This window comes from Anoxybacillus sp. CHMUD (assembly GCF_013096965.1).
In the GTDB taxonomy this organism is placed as follows: Bacteria; Bacillota; Bacilli; order Bacillales; family Anoxybacillaceae; genus Anoxybacillus; species Anoxybacillus kestanbolensis_A.
In genome coordinates this window covers 72,859-94,713 of sequence record NZ_SDLG01000003.1, presented here as the reverse complement: position 1 = coordinate 94,713, position 21,855 = coordinate 72,859, and the positions used below count along the sequence as shown (strand labels likewise).

Genomic DNA, 21,855 nt, shown 5'->3' with positions numbered 1-21,855 from the left:
GTTCACAACAGAAGGGAATGATTGACGTGTGCGGAATTACCGGATGGGTTCATTTTGAGCGTCATTTACAAAAAGAGAAAGAAACGGTGCTTAAGATGGCCAATACGCTCTCTTTTCGAGGGCCGGATGATACGAATGTGTGGCTTGATGACCATGTCGCCTTTGGCCATAAACGGCTTGTCGTCGTCGATCCAACAGGCGGTAAACAGCCGATGACGCGAATGAAAAACGGCTATCGCTATACGGTTTGTTATAATGGGGAGCTTTACAATACGGAAGATATTCGGAAAGAGCTATTGAAAAAAGGATATACGTTTCAAGGGCATTCGGATACGGAAGTGTTGCTTACAGCATATATGGAATGGCGGGAACAATGTGTCGATCATTTCAACGGCATTTTTGCATTTGCTGTTTGGGATGATGAGCGACGCCATTTATTTTTAGCGCGCGACCGATTAGGTGTCAAGCCGCTTTTTTACCGCCATGAACAAGGAGAGTTTTTATTTGCATCGGAAATCAAAGCGATTTTATCACATCCGAACGTCCGAGCAGAAGTTGACCGCGAAAGCTTGTGCGAAATTTTAGCGCTTGGACCGTCGCGTACACCAGGACATGGCGTGTTTCGGACGATTCATGAGCTACGTCCGGCACATGCGATGATTGTCGCAAAAGATGGTGTGCGACAGTGGCGGTATTGGAATGTAACGAGCGCACCGCACGTTCATTCGTTTCATGAGACGGTTGAACATCTTCGGACATTGCTGACAGATGCGATTACGCGCCAACTCGTTTCAGACGTCCCTGTGTGTACGTTTTTATCGGGTGGGGTCGATTCAAGCGCCATTACGGCGATTGCGGCGCAGGCGTTTGAACGAGAAGGAAAAGGACCGCTTCATACGTATTCCATTGATTACGAAGAAAATGAACAATATTTTACTGCGAACGCCTTTCAGCCGAATAGCGATGGTCCTTGGATTAAACAAATGTCTGATGCGTTTCAAACCGTTCATCATACGTGTGTCATTTCGCAACAACAATTAGCTGATGAATTGAAAGAAGCAGTCATTGCGCGCGATTTGCCGGGCATGGCGGATATTGATTCATCGCTTCTTTGGTTTTGTCGCCAAATTAAGCAACAGTTTGTTGTGAGTCTATCTGGAGAGTGTGCCGACGAAATTTTTGGAGGCTATCCATGGTTCCATAGAAAAGAAGATTTTGAGCGAGACGGATTTCCGTGGATGCGTTCATTGCATGAACGATTCGATCTGTTAAATGAAACGTGGCGTGAAAAACTGCCGCTTCATGAGTATGCCGATATGCGTTATAAAGAAACGCTTCGTGAAGTTCCTCACGCGGACGGAGAAAGCAAAGAAGAAGCGCGCCGACGCGAATTATTTTACTTAAATATGATTTGGTTTATGACGACGCTTTTAGACCGAAAAGACCGAATGAGCATGGCGGCAAGTTTAGAAGTGCGCGTCCCGTTTGCGGATCATCGCCTTGTCGAGTACGTATGGAACATTCCGTGGGAGATGAAAATGCATAACAATCGCGAAAAGGGGATTTTGCGTAAGGCGTTAGAAGGCATGTTGCCTGATGACGTATTGTATCGGAAAAAAAGTCCGTATCCGAAAACGCATCATCCGCGCTATACAGACATCGTAGCGGAACGACTAGAGACCATTTTAGCGAATCGCTCGTCCGTTTTATATGAACTGTTTGATGCAAAGAAGTTAAAGGAATTAGTGGAGACGAAAGGACAGTCGTTTCGCATTCCATGGTTCGGGCAATTGATGTCCGGTCCGCAACTTTTGGCGTATTTTATTCAGTTTCATGAATGGTTTGAGCATTATAACATTCATTTAAAAGAAAACTGAGAAAACCCGAACAACGTCGTCGTTGTTCGGGTTTTTAAGCTGTCGCTTCCTTTTTGACGAACGATTTTGTGCGCCATACGTTTGATTTCCAACGCCAATAGACGAGTAAGCCACGTATCCATTCGTCCGCCGCAAAGGCGAGCCAGATGCCGACTAAACCAAGATCGAATGAAATGCCAAGGAGGTAGGCAAGCGGGACGCTTATTCCCCACATCGAAGCGATGCCGATATAGACAGGAAATTTCACATCGCCCGCAGCGCGCAACGAGTTAATGACTACAAGGTTAAATGAACGCCCCGGTTCAAGAAGCATCGTGAGTAAAATGAGCGTCCCGCCTGTTTCAATCATCCGATTGTTGTTTGTGAAAATGGAAAACAGTTGGTCGGAAAAGACGGAAAACAATGCTGCCATCGTAAACGAAATGATGACCGCAAGTTTTAAACTTCGTAAGCAACGAGTATATGCCTCATGAAAGCGTTCTGCCCCAACGAGATGCCCGATCATAATTTGTGTCCCTTGCCCGATGGCAACGCTAAACAAAAAAATAAACATCATGATGTTTTGTGTATATACTCTCGTCGTTAACGCCTCTGTGCCAAGCATTGTAATAAAATATGTGATGACAAGTTGTGACGTATTGTAAGCGACATGTTCGCCGGCAGATGGAATGCCAATTTTTAATAATTGTTTAACGTAAGCAAATGAAAACGCCTCTTTCGATAACAGTGGGAGAGGATGTGGGAGACGTTTCATGATGAGCAAAAATCCAATGACAAGCCCGATCATCCGGCTGATCGTTGTTGACCAAGCGACCCCTTCAACACCTAAAACCGGTAAGCCAAACGGTCCGAACAACACGAAATAGTTGCCAATGATGTTTAATATGTTGACTCCAATCGTAATATTCATCATATCGCGTGTAAACCCGTAGCTGCGCAATATCGCCCCGAGCGTCATAATGAGCGCTTGCACAAATGAAAAACCACCAACAATCCATAAATAAGCACGCGCATCAGCCATTAGCTCGTTTGGAACGTTCATTACTTGAAGGAGATGATCGCTTCCTATCCAAAGCGCAACGCTTAATACGACGCCAAATAATAAATTTGCCCAAATGGAAGTAGCTCCAATATAGGAAGCTGTTTTTTCATCGTTTGCCCCAGCATATTGTGCAATTAAAATCGATGTTCCTGTTGCGATAAAGCCAAACATGACAACGATCATAAACAATAACTGATTGGCTACCCCGACAGCCGCAACCGCTTCATCGGCATATTGACTGAGCATAAACGTATCGGCATTGCCCGTCAACATATGAAGCGTCAATTCAATAAAAATGGGCCAAGTGAGCGCAAATAAAGAAAGCTTTTTTGCCAAACAAGACAACCCCTTTACGTTTTCCGACTTGCAAACTGTTTTTATTTTAATGGATTGTTATAATGAAAAAAAAGAGAAAAAGACGATAACTTTTGTACATTTCCGACTTAAAGGAGGGCGCTTATGTATATATCGTTTTCCGTTCCGCCGTTTCCCGTTTTCATTAAAGGTGGTGAGGCGGTTTTTCGAAAAGGAATGAAACATTTTCGACGCACGTTTTCGGTATTTGATTTACTGTATGTGCAAAAAGGAACGTTATATATGACGGAACACGAAGAAACGTTTACCGTTCGGGAAGGAGAATACGTCATTTTATGCCCACAGTTTGAACATTATGGGCATGAACCGTGTGGTGAAGATACATACTTTATTTGGATTCATTTTTCAGTGTCGCAATACGAGCTTGTTGAAAAACAGCCGTATGGATGGAGCGATATTATTGAACGAGAGGCAACGTATGTCGATTATGCGCAATATCGTTTATTTATTCCACAATACGGAAAGTTGAACAAAGTAGGAATGGAGACGATGTTGCAACATATCGTTCGTGAGCAACAAACACCGGATCATTCGTTGGCGCAACAGCTGTTATTTGCACAATGGATCGTTCAATTGCAAAAACAAACGCTTCATATTCCATCAGCGGCGGAGCATGTATGTAGAGAAGCGATGGAATATATTCATCGTCATTATGATCAATCGTTTGAAATGGAGCATCTTGCTTATGCTCTCCGACTTCACCCTGACTACATTTCACGCTGTATGCAAAAAACGATCGGAATGAGTGCGCTGCAATATGTACATGATTATCGGCTGAAAGTAGCAAAGAAAAAATTAGCCGCAACCAACGAGACGGTCGCGGCGATTGCTAAACAAGTCGGATTTGAAGATGGTGCATATTTTTCGCGTGTATTTAAAAAATTAGAAGGGATGACCCCAAGCGAGTATCGCCGTTTTATACAGCGGACGTAGGCTGTACAAGTAGCATACGAAAGCCGTACGGCTCAATTGTCATCGTTTGTTCAGTCATTTGTTCGTTCGTCCAAAGGTTGATGACCGTTTTGTCTTGAAGTGAAAATGGAACGGTCCATGTAAGCGATGCGTCTGCATTGTTTAACACGCAAACGATCGTTTCATCGTCGTACGTTTTGACGTAAGCGATATGATTCGTTTCATCGTTTGCTTCTAACACATGAAATTCGCCAAAGCGCAAGGCACGATATTGTTTGCGCAACGCAATGAGCGTTTGTACGTGCGTAAATAAATCGCGGTCTTGCTTTTCTTTTTCCCATACCATACATTTGCGACAAAGCGGATCTTGCCCGCCTGTTAAGCCGATTTCATCTCCGTAGTAAATGCACGGAGAACCGCTGAAAGAAAGTTGGAACGTAAACATGAGTTTTACCTTTTCTTTTCGTTCACCGCATTGCGTTAAAATGCGCGGCGTGTCGTGGCTGCCGAGCAAATTAAAGGCGACTTCATTGACGTTTTGCGGATAGTTATGCAACACGTTTACGATCGTATGGGCAAATTCGCTTGCTTTTACGTTTTCTTTCGCAAAGTAGTTGAGTGCGCCGTTTGTAAACGGATAGTTCATGACCGCATCAAATTGATCTCCTCTTAGCCATGGCATCGCATCGTGCCAAATTTCACCGAGGATGTACACGTCCGGTTTGATCGCTTTCACCGCTTGGCGAAACTCGCGCCAAAATTGATGATCGACTTCGTTCGCGACGTCTAATCGCCAGCCGTCGATGTCAAATTCGCGAATCCAATATGTTGCGACGTCTAGTAAATATTGCTTCACTTCTGGGTTTTCGGTATTTAGTTTCGGCATCTCTGGTACAAAAGCAAACGTATCGTAATTTGGAATCGGTTCCGTTTGAAGTGGAAATTCACGAATATGGAACCAATCTTTATACCGTGATTTCTCGCCGTTTTTTAATACGTCTTGAAACGGAGCGAAGTAATAGCCGCTATGGTTAAATACTGCATCAAGCATGACGCGAATGCCTTTTTTATGGCATGCTTCAACGAACCGTTTAAATGTTTGTTTGTCGCCAAATTGTGGATCGATTTCAAAATAGTCGATCGTGTCGTATTTATGGTTCGATGGCGCTTTGAAAATCGGTGTAAAATAAATGCCGGTAATGCCGAGTTCGACAAGATAGTCTAATCGTTCAATAATGCCTTCAAAATCGCCGCCAAAAAAGCTCGTCGTTGTCGGATCGATACTTCCCCATGGGAGCGTATTTGGCGGATTTAAACGTGGATTGCCGTTGGCGAAACGCTCAGGGAAAATTTGATACCATACCGTATCTTTCACCCAAGCGGGCGCGCAAAAGACGTCCGCATGATTTAAAAACGGAAAACAAAAGTAATAGGCAGTATCGTCTGTTGGTGCTTCTTGATAAAATCCTTTTTCTGTATAAATGAGTACTTCGTTTTCCGCATGCAATTCAAAGCCGTACCGCAAGCGACGATAAGGTGGAGCAACAGCGATGAACCAATAATCAAATAAAGCGTCACAACCGCTTTTTTGCATCGGTTGCTTGTCAAATTGCCATGCGCCATCTTCCCATACGTACGGGTCGCCAAATAACAAATAAACGGCATCGACGTCATCTTTTTTTGTCCGCAAACGAATATGTAGCGTTCGTTCGTCGTATGCATAAGCAAACGCATCTTTTGGACGGTGATAAATCGCTTCTTTTAACATGTTTCAATCTCTCCTCTCTATTTATCGCGCAATCGATTGCGCTTCTTATCACATACTTGTACGCTCTCTCTTCTTTGAACTAAGGAAGCGGATACAATGCTTATGTCAAGCGTAAAATGAAACGAATAAAAAAGTCAACATTCATTCAAAAAAAAGATGAAAAAAATAGTTGTCAAAACGGAAAATGATTGTATAATAAAGATAAAGATTGTGCAATCGTTTTCACAAAACGACATAGTGAAAGCGTTTGTATATGTTTGAAAACAGGAGGGGTCGAAATGAAAAAAACGGTATCTATTTTTTCATCGCTTGCATTGCTTGCAGGTGTCATGGCAGGTTGTGGTCCACAAGATGAGGCAAAACCAACCGAAAACGAAAATGAAGGTAAAACAGAAGTAACGGAAGATGGCATGCCGCCGAAACCGGAAAAGCTTGTCGTTTGGGAAGACGTGGATCGCGGTGTGGCGTTAGAGCCAGCAATTAAAGCATTCGAAGAAAAGTATGGCATTAAAGTAGAGTACAAAGAAGTTGAAATGGCGACAAAACAGCGCGATCAACTTCGTTTGGACGGCCCAGCAGGAACAGGTCCTGACGTTATTACTGTTCCGCACGACCAAATCGGTCAGCTCGTTACAGAAGGATTAATTCGTGAAATTCAAGTCGACCAAGCTGTATTAGATACGTTTACAGAATCTTCAATTGCGGCGCAAATGTATGATGGAAAGTTATACGGACTTCCAAAAGCAGTAGAAACGCCTGTATTTATTTATAACAAAAAATTAATGGACAAAGCGCCTGAAACGATGGATGAGCTATATCAGTTCTCAAAAGAGTTTACAAAAGGCGACCAATACGGTTTCTTAGCGCTTTGGGATAACTTCTATTTTGCGCACGGTGTCATTGCTGGTATGGGCGGCTACGTATTTAAAAACAATAACGGTGCGTTAGATCGCAATGACATCGGTTTAAATAACGAAGGTGCAGTAAAAGGGACAGAATACATTCAACAATGGTATAAAGAATTGTTCCCGAAAGGTATTATCGGTGAAAACGGCGGTTCAGCGATGGACGGTTTATTCAACGAAGGAAAAGCGGCATCTGTCATGAACGGTCCGTGGGCGTTCCAAGGTATGCGTGATGCAGGTATCGATATCGGAGTGGCGCCAATGCCAAAATTGCCAAACGGTGAGCCTGTGAAAACGTTTATGGGTGTAAAAGGATGGCACGTATCAGCGTTCTCGAAACATCCTGAATGGGCAACAAAATTAATTGAGTTTATTACAAACGAAGAAAATGCGAAAAAACGCTTTGAGTTAACGCGTGAAATTCCGCCAGTAAAATCGCTCATTAACGATCCGTTAATCGCGGAAGACGAAGGAGCAAAGGCGGTTGCGATCCAATCTCAATACGCGGTTCCAATGCCAAACATTCCTGAAATGGCAGAAGTATGGGGACCAATGGCGACAGCACTTCAACTTGTGGCAAATCAAAAAGCGGAGCCAAAACAAGCGCTTGATGAAGCTGTAAAAACAATTAAAACGAACATTGAAGCAAATCATCCAAGCAACTAAGGAACGAGCGGTACCTCTCTTGTAGAGGTACTGCTTCAACTTTCTTTTATTTGTTTATTTATTCACATTTAAGTGCGCTCCTCGCCATTGTTTAGAAAGGAGACAAAATCAATGGAAACACCAATGTATCAATCGAATCATCGGAAAATTGCCCTCGGTTTATCCATTATTCCGGGATTTGGACAACTGTATAATCGTCAATACGTGAAAGGCGTCGCATTTTTTGTTTTAGCTGCTTCGTTTCTTATTGTTTTTAAAGATTTATTAAATATGGGATGGTGGGGGTTATTTACGCTCGGTGAAGTTGTTGGACGAGACCATTCCATTTTCTTGCTCGTTGAGGGCATTTTAGCGGTCATTATTTCGGTGTTTGGACTTGGGTTTTATGCATTTAATTTGCGCGATGCCTATAAAAACGGGCAAAAGCGTGATTTAGGGTTGAAAATTAGCTCGTTGCGCGAGCAATATCGTGCGCTCGTTGACAACGGCTTTCCATATTTAATGATTTCACCAGGATTTCTTTTACTTGTGTTTGTCGTTATTTTCCCGATTATTTTCGTCGTCTTATTGGCGTTTACAAACTATGACTTATATCATTCACCGCCAGCGAAACTTGTTGACTGGGTTGGGTTTCAAAACTTCATTGACCTAGTGAAGCTCGATCTTTGGCGGAAAACGTTTATTAGCGTACTTGCTTGGACGATCGTTTGGACGTTTGGGGCAACAACGTTACAAATTGCGCTCGGTATTTTCTTGGCGATTATCGTGAACCAAAAAGATTTAAAAGGAAAAGCGATCATTCGGACGATTTTCATTTTACCTTGGGCAGTTCCAGCGTTTGTAACGATTCTCGTTTTCTCAGGTATGTTTAACGAATCGTTCGGAGTGATTAATAAAACGATTTTGGCGTCGTTAGGCATCGGACCGATTGAATGGATGACCGATCCGTTTTGGACGAAAGTGGCGTTAATTCTCATTCAAACGTGGCTCGGCTTCCCGTTCGTCTTTGCGATGACAACGGGGGTATTGCAAGCTATTCCGAATGAATTGTATGAAGCGGCGACAGTTGATGGCGCATCAAGTTGGCAAAAGTTTACGAAAATTACCCTTCCGCTCGTGTTGTATGCGACAGCGCCAATTTTAATTACGCAATATACGTTTAACTTCAACAACTTTAACATCATTTACTTATTTAATGGTGGTGGCCCTGCGGTATCTGGGCAAAATGCTGGTGCGACAGACATTTTAATTTCGTGGATTTATCGTTTAACGATGACGTCTGCGCAATATTCGAAAGCGGCGGCAATTACGTTATTGCTTTCGCTCGTTGTCGTATCTGTCGCATTATGGCAGTTTAGAAGAACAAAATCATTTAAAGAAGAGGATATGATGTAATATGGATATGAAAAGACAAAAACTCATTCGGTTGACGTTGTCGTATGCCGTCATTTTGGTGATGACGATCATTATCGTCTATCCGCTTCTTTGGGTCGTTGGCTCGTCATTTAATCCGGGACAAAGCTTATCTGGGTCAAAAATGATTCCAGACAACGCCACGCTAGCGCACTATAAAAAATTGTTCGATACATCGCAAAGCGATTATTTGACTTGGTATTGGAACTCGTTAAAAATTTCGACGTTGACGATGATTTTTTCCGTTATTTTAGTTAGCTTAACGGCGTATTCGTTTTCCCGTTACCGTTTCGTCGGGCGTCAAAACGGCTTAATGACGTTTTTGATTTTGCAAATGATTCCGAACTTTGCGGCGCTTATTGCCATCTTCATTTTGGCGCTTTTAACAGGATTAGTTGATACGCATTTAGGGTTAATTCTCGTGTATGTCGGCGGCGCGATTCCAATGAATACGTGGTTAATGAAAGGATATTTAGATACGATTCCGAAAGAGCTCGATGAGTCAGCGAAAATTGATGGAGCTGGGCATTTGCGCATTTTCTTTCAAATTGTGTTGCCGCTTGCGAAACCAATTATTGCGGTCGTGGCGCTCTTTACGTTTATCGCACCGTTTGGCGATTTCATTTTAGCGAGCGTGTTGCTTCGCAGCAAAGAAAAGTATACGCTTGCGGTCGGATTGTACGATTTAGTTGCAAAGCAGTTCGGCAGCGAATTTACGACGTTTGCGGCAGGTTCTGTATTAATTGCCGTGCCGATCGCTATTCTCTTCCTTTCATTCCAAAAGTATTTCGTTTCTGGCTTAACGGCAGGTGGAACAAAAGGATGAGAAACGAAAGGAAAGAATCGTTTAGGTTCTTTCCTTTCTTACTATTTCGAGATATATTAACATAAGAAGCTTGGAATGAATAGGAGTGGAATGGAATGAAAAACGTATGGCGTATATGTCTAGCTATCATATTATTGTTTTCCTTTGCTTTGCCGGCAAGCGCAAAAACAGAGCGCACATGGCAAGATGAACGCATTTATTTTATTATGGTTGACCGCTTTAATAATGGGAATCCGAAAAATGACTACGACGTCGATGTGCACGACCCGAAAGCGTATCACGGTGGCGACTTGCAAGGGGTTATTGACAAGCTCGATTACATAAAGGACATGGGCTTTACAGCTATTTGGCTTACCCCCATTTTTGCGAACGAAAAAGGCGGCTACCACGGCTATTGGATTGAAGATTTTTATAAAGTGGAAGAACATTTTGGTACGCTCGATGATTTCAAACGGCTTGTAAAAGAAGCGCATAATCGAGATATGAAAGTCATTTTAGATTTCGTTGTCAATCATACAGGCTACAACCACCCGTGGCTGAATGATCCTTCAAAAAAAGATTGGTTTCATGAGAAAAAAGACATTTTCAATTGGGCCGATCAACAGGAAGTTGAAAACGGCTGGCTGTTTGGCCTTCCAGATTTAGCGCAAGAAAATCCGGAAGTAAAAGCGTATTTATTTGACGTGGCGAAATGGTGGATTCAAGAAACGGATATTGACGGATATCGCTTAGATACGGTTAAACATGTACCGAAATGGTTTTGGGAAGAGTTTGCAAAAGAAGTGAAGTCCGTGAAGGAAGACTTTTTTTTGCTTGGTGAAGTATGGCACGATGATCCGCGTTACGTAGCGGAATATGGGAAGCACGGAATTGATGCGCTCATTGATTTTCCGTTTTATAGAGAAGCGTCAACGATTTTTTCAAACGTCGATCAATCGCTTGAACCACTTTACAACGTATGGAAGCGAAACGAGGCTTTTTATGACCGTCCGTATTTGCTTGGGACGTTTTTAGATAATCATGATACCGTTCGCTTTACTCGCTTAGCGTTACAAAATCGCATCAATCCGGTGACGCGTTTAAAACTTGGACTGACGTATTTGTTTGCAGCGCCGGGTATTCCGATTATGTACTATGGAACGGAAATTGCGCTTGATGGCGGAGAAGACCCAGACAACCGTCGTTTAATGAATTTCCGTACCGATAAAGAGCTCATTGATTATGTGACAAAGCTTGGTGAATTGCGTGAAAAATTGCCGTCGCTTCGCCGCGGTGATTTTGAATTGTTGTATGAACAAGGCGGAATGGCTGTGTTTAAACGGACGTATGAAGAGGAAACAACAGTGATCGCCATTAACAACACGTCAAAAACGCAAAAAGTGACGCTCGATGACGAATTAGAACAAGGAAAAGAGTTGCGCGGCTTGCTTGCTGGCGATTTAGTCCGAAGCAAAGATGGCAAGTATGATATCATTTTAGATCGCGAAACGGCGGAAATTTACGTGCTTGCGCCAAAAACAGGATTAAACATTCCGTTTATTGCGGCGCTTGTAGCGGTGTATGCTTCTTTTGGACTGTTTTTATATTTAGCGCGAAAACGGAAGCGATCATAACGATAGGAGGCGGCATGTATGCTAGAGGAGACGAGCTTTGCGATTCGGCCGACAAATGGGACGAATGAAATAGATGTGTGGCAATCGGTTGGCGATGTGCAAAAAATTGAAGAAAAAAAGCAAATATTTGCATTCACATGCGAGAACGCGTCGGGTAAAATACATTTTTATCGTGACGATATCGTTCGAGTGACGCTCGATCCATTCGACGGAAAGTATGTTTCTGTGAGTCCAGCAGTGGTCGCAACGCCGAAAAAAGTGGATGTGCACGTTCAAGAAAAAGAAGACGGCTGGGAGTTGCGGACGAAACAGTTGACAGTCGTCATCGAACGACGTCCGTTTCGTCTGGCGATATACGACAATGAAGGAATATTGCTCGTGCGTGATGAACAACCTGTATGTTTTGAAGCAAAAGGGCGTATGCGTTGCGTTCATGCGCTTGCTCCGACAGATGTCGTATATGGATTAGGAGAAAAAACAGGGGTGTTGAATAAACGTGGTTCTGTATGGAAGATGTGGAATACAGATGTGTATGCCCCGCACAATTTAGAAACGGACCCGCTGTACCAGTCGCATCCGTATATGATGGTGTTAAAAGACGGACATGCACACGGCGTCTTTTTTGATCATACGTATGAAACGACGTTTGACTTGCGGTATGAGTCGTTTTATACGTTCACGTCAGAAGGCGGTGCTCTCGACTATTACGTGTTTGCCGGCCCGCACCCAAAAGATGTGTTAACGCAATATACGCATCTCGTTGGTCGCATGCCGCTCCCGCCGAAATGGGCGCTTGGGTATCATCAATCGCGTTATAGTTATGAAACAGAACAAGAAGTGCGTGAATTAATTGACACATTTCGCAAAAAACATATTCCGCTCGATGCGGTATATTTAGATATTCATTATATGGATGAATATCGTGTATTTACGTTCGATCAAAATCGGTTTCCACATCCGAAATCGCTCGTTCAATATGCGAGTGAACAAGGGGTTCGCATCGTTCCGATCGTTGATCCGGGCGTGAAAGTAGATGCAGAGTACGATACGTATCGCGATGGCGTGCAAAAAGATTATTTTTGTAAATATGCAGACGGAACGTTGTTTAAAGGAGACGTTTGGCCGGGGACGAGCGTGTTTCCTGACTTTTTGAAGAAAAAAGTGCGCAAATGGTGGGGCGAACAACATGCGTTTTACACGAGCATCGGCATTGAAGGCATTTGGAATGATATGAATGAGCCGTCTGTGTTTAACGAAACGAAAACGATGGACGATCAAGTCGTTCATGACGGATGGAAAACGCATCGTCAAGTGCATAACATATACGGAATGATGATGACGGAAGCGACGTACAACGGATTGAAAAAACAACTGAAAGGGAAGCGTCCGTTTGTGTTAACGCGCGCCGGTTTTTCGGGCATTCACCGATATGCTGCTGTGTGGACAGGAGACAACCGCAGTTTTTGGGAACATCTTGAACTATCTTTGCCGATGTGTTTAAATTTAGGATTATCTGCCGTTGCATTTTGTGGGGCGGATGTGGGCGGCTTCGCTCATGATGCTCATGGGGAATTGCTTGTTCGTTGGACGCAAGTCGGCGCTTTTTTTCCATATTTCCGCAATCATTGTGCGATTGGTTTCGCCCGTCAAGAACCGTGGGCGTTCGGTGAAACATATGAACAGATGGTGAAGCGATATATTGAGTTGCGCTACGAGTGGCTCCCACATTTGTACACGTTATGTTTTGAAGCATATCAAACAGGTGTGCCGATGATGCGTCCGCTTATGATGGAATATCCGAACGATCGCGAAACGTGGAATATTTCGGATCAGTTTATGGTTGGCGAGCAAGTGATGATTGCACCGATCATCCGTCCGTATACAACGCATCGCATCGTTTATTTTCCAGAAGGACGCTGGGTTGATTATTGGACGAAAGAAAAATTTGAAGGCGGCAGACGATATATTGTTGAAGCGCCGCTTGACCGGTTGCCGATATTTGTAAAAGAAGGGGCGATGATTGCCCGTGCCGAAGCAAAACAATCGACGTCCATTGCGGACGAACAGTTGACGTTGTATGTGTATACGATGGAAGAAGGAACATCATCATATACGTTATACGATGATGACGGCACAACGTTTGCATACGAAAAAGGAGAGTATGTGAACATGCACATTCGTGCGGTATTTTCACACGATACCGTTCATTTTCACGTCGAAGCGGAAGGGACGTATCAGCCGCCGTGGCGTATGCGTGTCATGTTTGTTGGACATGTGCCGTCAACGGTCATAGTCAACGGTGAACAAAGATTTGTCGATGAAGCGACAAACTCGTTTGTTTTGTAAGAGATGGGGGATTTTTATGACAGTAACGATTAAAGATGTAGCGAAACGAGCGAACGTGGCACCATCGACTGTTTCGCGCGTCATTGCTGACAGTCCGCGCATTAGTGAAAAGACGAAGAAAAAAGTGCGCGAAGCGATGAAAGAGCTCGGCTATCATCCGAATTTTATCGCCCGCAGTTTAGCAAATAAATCGACGCAAGTCATCGGCTTAATTATGCCAAGCTCAGCCGATAAAGCGTTTCAAAACCCGTTTTTCCCAGAAGTCATTCGCGGCATTAGCAAAGCGGTGCATGATCGACAATATGCGTTGCAGTTGTCGACAGGGGAGACGGAAGCGGAAATTTATGAAGGTGTCGTCCATATGGTGCAAGGAAAACGCGTCGATGGGGTCATTTTGCTATATTCGCGTGCGAACGATAAAATTATGGCGTATTTACAAAAAGAAGACGTGCCGTTTGTCGTCATCGGGAAACCGCATAAAAAAGCGGAGGAAATTACACATGTCGATAACGATAACGTGCGTGCGGCACGCGAGGCGACAGAATATTTAATTGAACTCGGTCATGAGCGCATCGCTTTTGTCGGCGGAAACGTCAATCTCATTGTGACGATGGATCGTTTGCGCGGATATGAAAAAGCGTTGAAATCGGCCGGGCTGACGTATCGAAAAGATTACATTGTACATGAAGAATTTTTAAAAGAAGGCGGCCAAGAGGCGATGAAAGGGTTGCTTTCATTGAAAGAACCGCCGACTGCGCTCGTTGTCGCCGACGATTTAATGGCGCTCGGTGTATTAAATACGCTTGCGGAAATGGGGCTAAGCGTACCAGCTGATTTGTCGATCGTGAGCTTTAACAACGTGCTTTTATCAGAAATTTCCCGTCCGCCATTAACATCGGTAGACATTAACATTTTCCAGCTCGGCTTTGAAGCAGCAAGAAATTTAATTCAACAAATCGAAAACCCGAATGAGCCAATTAAACGCATCATTATTCCGCATACGCTCGTCAAACGGTTTTCATGCGACTACTACAAAGCGCCTTCTCAATAGAGGGCGCTTTTTTTGTAAATGGACTAGGCGAGAAGAAAAAAATGGTGTATTATATTCTTAACATTCACGCTCTTTGAAAAAATATATATGATGAGCAAGTACGGTGCATACGTCCGTATGCTTAAAAGGGAAGAACGGTGCAAAGCCGTCGCGGTACCCGCCACTGTGATGGGGAGTTTCGTTGCAATATGCCACTGATTTTTGGGAAGGCGCAACGAAATGATGAACCTAAGCCAGGAGACCTGCCTGCTTGCGATACGTCGGCTGCCTACGGGAATATAGGTGGACGTGCGGAGACGATGGAAAGCAACGGTTGTGAATGCATGATTGTTTGAATATTTCGTTTTTTCTGCACCTCTACCTAGGGGTGCTTTTTTTATTTTGAAAAAAGGGGCGACATATATGGCAACATGGAATTTACAAGGAACGACACATCACATGCTTATTTGCAATGGAGGAAGCTGCATGAGAAAAGGAGGGGAAGAGGTGACACAAGCGATTCGCGATGAAATTGATCGGTTGCAGTTACATGGGCGCGTTCATACGACGCGGACGAGGTGCAACGGGCGCTGCGAAGATGCATGTGTCGTCATCGTTTATCCAGAAGGTGTTTGGTATCGTACGATTGATGAGCAAGTCGGTAGGGATATTGTACGAAAACATGTAAAAGATGGCAAAGTATTGCTTGATTATGTGACGTACACATACGATGGAGGGTTTGTCATACCTGAACATAGCGTTGCGACAAGGGGGAAGGAAAAGTGAAGAAACCGTTGTTTTTTTTCGCTAGTGCGTGCGTAACCATCTATATTTTATTTGCGCTTTCGCCTTCTGTATATGCGATGCACATTATGGAAGGATTTTTGCCTTGGCAGTGGGCGCTCGTTTGGTGGCTGTTATTTTTACCGTTTTTCTTGATCGGTATGCGCAACGTTGCGCGTTTGATGAGGCAAAGGCCCGAAGTAAAGTTATTGCTTGCTTTAGCTACGGCGTTTACATTTGTTCTTTCGGCGTTAAAAATCCCGTCTGTTACAGGAAGTAGCTCTCATCCGACTGGGACAGGTCTTGGTGCACTTTTATTCGGACCGTTCGTGATGACGGTCATTGGTACGGCGGTGCTATTGTTTCAAGCGCTTTTACTTGCGCATGGCGGAGTGACAACACTTGGTGCGAATGCGTTTTCCATGGCTGTCGTTGGTCCGCTCGTTGCGTACGTCTTGTTCGTTCTATGTAAAAAGTGTGGAATATCGCTGCGCATTTCCGTCTTTTTAGCGGCGATGATGGCTGATTTGGCGACATACGTCATGACGTCGTTTCAACTCGCCCTAGCATTTCCAGATGTGACAAGCGGCGTATGGGGCGCATTTTTAAAATTCGCTTCCATTTTTGCGGTGACACAAGTACCGCTTGCGATCACGGAGGGACTTCTTACCGTCGTCGTATGGAACTTTTTGCATACGTACTCGAAGCGAGAGTTAGACGTGTTAAAGGAGAGGGGGGTGTCTTTCAAATGAACAATCGTATATTGTTGTTCATTGCTGCATTGTTGATCGTGTTGCCGCTATTTATTGTGAAAAATACGGAGTTTGCTGGGGCTGATACGCTTGCGGAAGAAATGATTCAACAAATCGCCCCGCATTATGAACCGTGGTTTCATGTTTTATTTGAGCCGCCAGGCGGTGAGGTAGAGACGTTACTATTTTCGGTACAAGCAGCGCTTGGTGCGGGAGTGATTGGATATATTATCGGGCTATATAAAGGGCGACAGCGAAATGGTTAGTTGGCTTGATGAATGGGCTTACCGAAACAAGCTTGCTAAATTAAATGTCACATTTAAATTGATGCTTACGTGTATGTTACTCATATGGGCGTTATGTGGAACGAATGTCGTTCGCTGTATCATTATCGTTTGGCTATTCGTCTGGCTTCTTTATCATGCGCGCTTACCTTGGCGTGTTTGTGTTCACTTTTTTATTGTTATGGTTCTTATCATGATCGGAAGCTGCGTGCCACTTCTTTTTACCGTTGATCGGACGATTCATTTTGTCAGCGAAAATATGGCGGAAGTGGCGACGATTTGCTTGCGAGCATTGGCAAGTTCGTTTACTCTCTTTTTTCTCGCGATCACAACGCCGTTTTTTCGCATTGCTCATGCATTAAGCAAATGGCACGTCCCGAAAGCATTTATTGAGCTATTGTTGTTGACGTATCGCTTCATTTTTGTGTTAGAAAAAGCAGCGATGCAATTGTTTATGACGGTGCGAATAAAAAATGACGAACGAAGTTGGCACCTCGCCTCACTTGCTGTTGCACAACTGTTTCGCCAAACGATGCGCGACTATGAAGCAACGATCATTGCACAAGAGACGAGGAACGCATCATTTGTTTTTCCGATTTGTGCGGACGAACAATTGCCGCGAAAATATGTGATCGAAACATGTGTGTGGCTCGTTGTTTTACTTATGATGGAGGGCTTATATGTTAACGTTTCATGATGTTCATTATACGTACCAAAACGGCGTATATGTGCTAAAAGGTGTATCGCTTACGATTGAGCGTGGGAAAAAATATGCGTTAATTGGGAAAAATGGTTGTGGAAAAACGACATGGCTCCTTCATGCAAACGGCATTTACCGTCCGACGAAAGGAGACGTGTATTGGGAAGGAAAAAAGGTAGAAGATCGGCGGTTAAGGCGCGAGTTACGACAACATGTCGGCGTCATTTTTCAAAACCCAGAACACCAATTTTTAGCTCCGACCATTGAAGAAGAACTGGCGATTAGTTTGCAATCAAATCGCGAGCGGATGGATGAAGTGATGGAGCAGTTTTCACTTCATCGATGGAGAGATATACCGATTCACCACTTAAGTCTTGGACAAAAAAAATGGTTATCGCTTGCGGTAGCTATGGCTCCGCAACCTCGCTTACTTATTGTCGATGAGCCTTCTGCTTATTTAGACGGTTTGCAAAGCGAGCGCTTAATCAGTAAATTAAATGAGTTGCACGAAGCAGGTACGACGCTTGTCGTTATTACACATGATCTCGATTTTGTTTGGCAGTGGGCGGACGAAGTGTTTGTCATGCATGATGGGCGCATCGTTTTGCATGGACCACCCGCCTTTGTATTTACGCAAACGAATATATTTCGTGAACTTCATTTCCCATTGCCGCTTCTTTTACGCATATGGGAGCATGAAAAGAAAACGTATACTGAACAACAATTCGCGCAATGGATTGAACGATGGAAAAAGGGGTGAAAATGTATGGCGGGAAAATTGTTTGTTGTTGGCTTTGGACCGGGAAGTGTGGATCATATGACAAAACGGGCGCGTGAAGCGATAGAGGAAAGCGATGTCATTGTCGGCTACAAAACGTATGTTGATTTAGTGAAGGATCTCATTCATGGAAAAGAAGTCATTTGTACCGGAATGACGGAAGAAGTAGGAAGAGCCCAAGAGGCGATCAAGCAAGCGGAGCGCGGCAAAAAGGTAGCTGTCATTTCAAGCGGAGATGCTGGACTTTATGGGATGGCGGGACTCGTTTATGAAGTGTTAATTGAAAAAGGATGGAAAAAAGAAACAGGAGTCGGAGTAGAAATTATTCCAGGTATTTCAGCGATTCATTCTTGCGCTGCTTTGTTAGGGGCGCCGATTATGCACGATGCATGTACGATTAGCTTAAGCGACCATTTAACTCCGTGGCATATGATTGCGAAAAGAATTGAAGCGGCTGCCGCAGCGGATTTTGTCATTGCGCTATACAATCCAAAAAGTAGCCGCCGTACGCAACAAATCGTTGAGGCGCAGCGCATTTTATTAACGTATCGCTCGCCAAATACGCCCGTTGGACTTGTCAAAAGCGCGTATCGCGAGCGGCAACATGTCGTCATTACAAATTTAGGAGATATGTTACAACATGAGATTGGTATGCTAACGACTGTTATTATTGGAAACTCTTCTACATTCGTTCATGATGGTTTGATAATTACCCCGCGCGGTTACGAGCGAAAATATACGCTATCAAGCGCTGTTCAACCGTTAAAGCCGCATGAACGGTTACGGCCAGAAGCGGAACCGTGGGCGCTCGCGAACGTGCGCACATTAGCGGAAGAAGCATATGAAAAAGTGACGTCTCCAAAAAAGATGGAACGGTTAGAAGTAGCGGTTAGTCCGGGAGTGGCAAACAAAACGTTGACACCAAAACAAATGACGAACATTGCACACATCGTTGGGGAACGAGGGACGATTGTGTATACTCCTGATCATTATTTAAAGGTGACAATGGAAACAGAGAGGCCGGATGAAGTCATTGCCTCTTTTTTAGCAGCAGGATTAACGGTTGCGCCAGTGGGGGATGTGCTTATGATGAAAGCGTGCGATTTTTGCGACGGTGAGAAAAAAGATGCCATTCCTTATGCTGAACAGTTGTACAAGCAATTTGGTGGGACGTCTTTGCCGAAAGAGTTACGTCTCGGATTTAATGGGTGCGGTATGGCGTGTTACGGTGCAGTAAATGAAGATATTGGCGTCGTTTATCGAAAAGGGGCATTTGATTTATTTTTAGGAGGAAAAACAGTGGGAAGAAACGCTCATCCGGGTCAGCTTGTTGCTGAAGGAATTCACCCTGATGACATCGTTGCCACGATCGCACGTATTATTGAGCAATACAAAAAAGAAGGATATGCAAACGAACGTTTTCATAAATTTTTTGAACGAAAAAGGGAAGTCGGTGGCTTTGTTTACGGACAAACAATGAAAGTAGAGTCGGCTGCATGTGGGGAGTGAAAAAGATGAAAGCTGTTTTATTTGTTGGACACGGAAGCCGTGATGAAGAAGGGAACGAACAAGTTCGCCAGTTTGTACAAACGATCCGTCCGCAAATCAATGAAACGTTTTATGTGCATACATGTTTTTTAGAGTTTGGTGTTCCATCGGTCATTGACGGCATCGCCCATTGTGTGGAACAGGGAGCGAAAGATGTCGTCATCATTCCAATTATTTTGTTACCAGCTGGTCATTCGAAATTACATATTCCAGCAGCCATTGACGAAGCGAAACAACGCTATCCGCACGTTTCGTTTACGTATGGACGACCGCTTGGCATTCACGATGCAACGTTTACGATTTTACAAGATCGTTTAAAAGAAGCAGAGGTTGTTTTAGATGAGCATACAGCGATCATTTTGCTTGGGCGCGGCGGGAGCGATCCAGATGCCAATAGCGATTTATATAAAATTGCCCGTTTATTTTGGGAGCGAAATAAACAGGCGATCGTTGAACCTGCGTTTATGGGCGTCACAAATCCGTCATTAGATGAGGCAGTCGTAAGATGTGTCAAGCTCGGTGCAAAAAAAATCGTTATTTTACCTTACTTTTTATTTACAGGCGTGCTCATTAAGCGATTAGAAAAGAAAGTTTCCGAGTTTCAAAGCGCTTATCCGCACATTTCGTTTATACTTGGGCATTATTTCGGCTTTCATCCGTCGCTACAGACGATTGTGCTCGATCGGTTACAAGAAGCAATGAGTGATTCCGTGCAAATGAATTGCGATACGTGTCAATATCGCATTCATGTCGCTCAACATCATCACCACCACCATCACCACCATCATCACGACCATTGAGGTGAAACGAATGATTATGATGTTATCAGGAACAAGCGATGCGAGACAGTTAGCGCTAGCGATTCGCGATGCTGGATACGACGTGTTTGCAACAGTTGTGACAGAGCATGCAGCAGAACAAATGGCACATGTTGGATTGCATGCGCATGTCGGGCGTTTAACAGCGTGTGAAATGGTTCAGCTTATCCAGCAACATAGAGTGACAGCAATTGTTGATGCGAGCCATCCGTTTGCAGAAGAAGCGTCGCGTCAAGCGATGAAAGCAGCAGAAGAAGCAAATGTCCCGTATATTCGGTATGAACGAAAAGAAAGCGTCATTACGTATGATCGCGTCACATTTGTTGATAGTTATGAAGCCGCAGCACAGTATGCTGCAAATAAAAAAGGGGTAGTGATGTTGACGACGGGCAGTAAAACGTTGCCGATTTTTGCTGATATGTTGCTTCCACTTCCTGATGTTCGTTTAATTGCCCGCATGTTGCCGCGAAAAGACAACATGGAATTGTGTGAACGATTGCGCTTTCCGCAAGAAAACATTATCGCGATGCAAGGTCCATTTACGAAACAATTAGATATCGCTTTGATGCAACATTTCGGTGTGACGCTTCTTGTGACGAAAGAAAGTGGACGAGTTGGATTTGTCGATGAAAAAATTGCTGCAGCCCAAGAACTTGGCATTGAAACGGTCGTTATTCGCCGTCCGAAACTTTCTTATCCTGTCGTTTATCATGAGTTTTCTGACGTCATTCGCGCGTTGGAAGAAATAAAAATGAAAGGAGAAAAATAAATGGATTTTCGAACAACGTTTCGCCCGGTAACGGTGCAACCAGAACAAATTGAACAAAAGAGCTTCCAAATCATTGATGAAGAAATCGGGGAACACTCGTTTTCAAACGAACAATATGCGGTTGTTCAGCGCGTCATTCATGCGAGCGCCGATTTTGAATTAGGGAAAAGTTTATTGTTTCATCCACGTGCGATTGAAGCGGGCATTTCAGCGATCCGCGCAGGAAAAAAAGTCGTCGCTGATGTGCAAATGGTGCAAGTTGGAATTAATAAAGCACGTCTTGAAAAATATGGTGGGAGTGTGCACGTGTATATTTCTGATGATGACGTCATGAAAGAGGCGAAGCGATTAAACACGACGCGCGCGATTGTTGCGATGCGCAAAGCAGTAAAGGAGGCAGATGGAGGGATATTTGCGATCGGGAATGCGCCGACAGCGCTTCTTGAGCTTATTCGCCTCGTGAAAGAAGGTGAAGCGCGCCCCGGGCTCATTATCGGTTTACCGGTCGGCTTTGTTTCGGCAGCGGAATCGAAAGAGGAATTAGCAAAGCTTGACGTGCCGTTTATTACGAACGTTGGACGAAAAGGGGGGAGCACGGTTACGGTTGCCGCTTTAAATGCCTTGTCTATTTTAGCGGAGCGAGAATAAGT

At 44.0% G+C, this 21,855-nt stretch carries 19 protein-coding genes and 1 riboswitch; of the genes, 17 read left to right on the top strand and 2 right to left on the bottom strand.

The features are described 5' to 3' along the window. Window positions 1-26 precede the first annotated feature (26 nt). Window positions 27-1,877, top strand: coding sequence for an asparagine synthase (glutamine-hydrolyzing) (asnB, locus tag ETB99_RS02890; protein WP_171699917.1), 1,851 nt, complete (start codon window positions 27-29; stop codon window positions 1,875-1,877). Window positions 1,878-1,911: 34 nt separating this feature from the next. On the opposite strand, the gene ETB99_RS02885 is transcribed toward asnB, so the two are convergent. Then, window positions 1,912-3,264, bottom strand: coding sequence for an MATE family efflux transporter (locus ETB99_RS02885; protein WP_171699864.1), 1,353 nt, complete (start codon window positions 3,262-3,264; stop codon window positions 1,912-1,914). A gap of 114 nt (window positions 3,265-3,378) precedes the next feature. Between ETB99_RS02885 and ETB99_RS02880 the strand changes: the two genes are divergently transcribed. Continuing rightward, window positions 3,379-4,227 carry a helix-turn-helix domain-containing protein gene (locus tag ETB99_RS02880; protein ID WP_128999840.1) on the top strand — a complete coding sequence of 283 codons (849 nt, stop codon included), beginning with the start codon at window positions 3,379-3,381 and terminating at the stop codon, window positions 4,225-4,227. On the opposite strand, the gene ETB99_RS02875 is transcribed toward ETB99_RS02880, so the two are convergent. Continuing rightward, window positions 4,211-5,974 (bottom strand): alpha-glycosidase, encoded by a 1,764-nt coding sequence (locus ETB99_RS02875; RefSeq protein ID WP_171699863.1) that lies wholly within the window; start codon window positions 5,972-5,974, stop codon window positions 4,211-4,213. The two genes, ETB99_RS02880 and ETB99_RS02875, sit on opposite strands and share 17 nt — an antisense overlap. A gap of 278 nt (window positions 5,975-6,252) precedes the next feature. On the opposite strand from ETB99_RS02875, the gene ETB99_RS02870 reads away from it, so the two are divergent. From ETB99_RS02870 to ETB99_RS02800, 15 genes are all read left to right on the top strand, one after another. After that, on the top strand, window positions 6,253-7,545 hold the full coding sequence (locus ETB99_RS02870) for an extracellular solute-binding protein (RefSeq protein WP_171699862.1): 1,293 nt from the start codon (window positions 6,253-6,255) through the stop codon (window positions 7,543-7,545). Window positions 7,546-7,656: 111 nt separating this feature from the next. Next, window positions 7,657-8,940: a carbohydrate ABC transporter permease gene (locus ETB99_RS02865; RefSeq protein ID WP_171699861.1), complete on the top strand. Its 1,284-nt coding sequence runs from the start codon at window positions 7,657-7,659 to the stop codon at window positions 8,938-8,940. A 1-nt stretch (window position 8,941) separates the two neighbouring features. Beyond that, window positions 8,942-9,784 (top strand): sugar ABC transporter permease, encoded by an 843-nt coding sequence (locus tag ETB99_RS02860; RefSeq protein WP_019417913.1) that lies wholly within the window; start codon window positions 8,942-8,944, stop codon window positions 9,782-9,784. A gap of 95 nt (window positions 9,785-9,879) precedes the next feature. After that, window positions 9,880-11,397, top strand: coding sequence for an alpha-amylase family glycosyl hydrolase (locus ETB99_RS02855; protein WP_171699860.1), 1,518 nt, complete (start codon window positions 9,880-9,882; stop codon window positions 11,395-11,397). A gap of 18 nt (window positions 11,398-11,415) precedes the next feature. After that, window positions 11,416-13,743: a glycoside hydrolase family 31 protein gene (locus ETB99_RS02850; protein ID WP_171699859.1), complete on the top strand. Its 2,328-nt coding sequence runs from the start codon at window positions 11,416-11,418 to the stop codon at window positions 13,741-13,743. 16 nt (window positions 13,744-13,759) lie between these two features. Next, window positions 13,760-14,794, top strand: coding sequence for a LacI family DNA-binding transcriptional regulator (locus tag ETB99_RS02845; protein WP_171699858.1), 1,035 nt, complete (start codon window positions 13,760-13,762; stop codon window positions 14,792-14,794). Between the two features lie 83 nt (window positions 14,795-14,877). Next, window positions 14,878-15,058, top strand: a riboswitch (cobalamin riboswitch). Window positions 15,059-15,196: 138 nt separating this feature from the next. Continuing rightward, complete coding sequence (locus ETB99_RS02840) at window positions 15,197-15,559, top strand: (2Fe-2S) ferredoxin domain-containing protein (RefSeq protein ID WP_171699857.1); 363 nt, start codon at window positions 15,197-15,199, stop codon at window positions 15,557-15,559. Then, a complete protein-coding gene (locus tag ETB99_RS02835; RefSeq protein WP_171699856.1) occupies window positions 15,556-16,308 on the top strand; it encodes an energy-coupling factor ABC transporter permease in 753 nt (250 codons plus the stop codon). The genes ETB99_RS02840 and ETB99_RS02835 overlap by 4 nt, the downstream gene beginning before the upstream one ends. Beyond that, on the top strand, window positions 16,305-16,574 hold the full coding sequence (locus ETB99_RS02830) for an energy-coupling factor ABC transporter substrate-binding protein (RefSeq protein WP_171699855.1): 270 nt from the start codon (window positions 16,305-16,307) through the stop codon (window positions 16,572-16,574). Before ETB99_RS02835 ends, ETB99_RS02830 begins: the two co-directional genes overlap by 4 nt. Next, window positions 16,567-17,289 (top strand): CbiQ family ECF transporter T component, encoded by a 723-nt coding sequence (locus ETB99_RS02825; protein ID WP_171699854.1) that lies wholly within the window; start codon window positions 16,567-16,569, stop codon window positions 17,287-17,289. Before ETB99_RS02830 ends, ETB99_RS02825 begins: the two co-directional genes overlap by 8 nt. Then, a complete protein-coding gene (locus ETB99_RS02820) occupies window positions 17,273-18,052 on the top strand; it encodes an energy-coupling factor ABC transporter ATP-binding protein (RefSeq protein ID WP_171699853.1) in 780 nt (259 codons plus the stop codon). The genes ETB99_RS02825 and ETB99_RS02820 overlap by 17 nt, the downstream gene beginning before the upstream one ends. A 6-nt stretch (window positions 18,053-18,058) precedes the next feature. Next, window positions 18,059-19,579, top strand: a complete 1,521-nt coding sequence (cobJ, locus tag ETB99_RS02815; protein ID WP_171699852.1) for a precorrin-3B C(17)-methyltransferase — start codon at window positions 18,059-18,061, stop codon at window positions 19,577-19,579. 5 nt (window positions 19,580-19,584) lie between these two features. Beyond that, entirely contained in the window at window positions 19,585-20,418 is an 834-nt protein-coding gene (locus ETB99_RS02810) for a sirohydrochlorin chelatase (RefSeq protein ID WP_171699851.1), read from the top strand. Between the two features lie 10 nt (window positions 20,419-20,428). Continuing rightward, a complete protein-coding gene (gene cobK / locus ETB99_RS02805; RefSeq protein ID WP_171699850.1) occupies window positions 20,429-21,205 on the top strand; it encodes a precorrin-6A reductase in 777 nt (258 codons plus the stop codon). Next, window positions 21,206-21,853, top strand: coding sequence for a precorrin-8X methylmutase (locus tag ETB99_RS02800; RefSeq protein ID WP_021094025.1), 648 nt, complete (start codon window positions 21,206-21,208; stop codon window positions 21,851-21,853). Window positions 21,854-21,855: the final 2 nt, after the last annotated feature.